Consider the following 253-nt stretch of genomic DNA (forward strand, 5'->3'; position numbering starts at 1 on the left):
GCCGCGCGCGATGGCGAGCCTCAGCGCCGCCGTTTCTACCGCACTCCGGAATTCACAGATCTGATGAACCTCGCGAGCGCTCAGCGTGAAGACGAAGGCGCCGCGCTGCGGATAGATCAGCACCAGGCCCTCGGCGCGGAGCTGGGCGAGCGCCTCTCTGACGGGAGTCTTCGACACGCCGAGATCGTCGGCGAGCTGACGTTCAGAGAGAGGCTGACCCAACGCGAGGTCACCGTGGACGATCGACTGGCGG

1 protein-coding gene is annotated in these 253 nt (G+C 66.8%); it reads right to left on the bottom strand.

Going from position 1 to position 253, the window contains the following annotated elements; translation table 11 throughout:
* On the bottom strand, positions 1-253 hold a 253-nt coding region (locus AC0L2O_RS37150; RefSeq protein ID WP_473373248.1), incomplete at both ends, for a GntR family transcriptional regulator.

The sequence above is a fragment of the Bradyrhizobium sp. Kon10 genome (assembly GCF_055807395.1).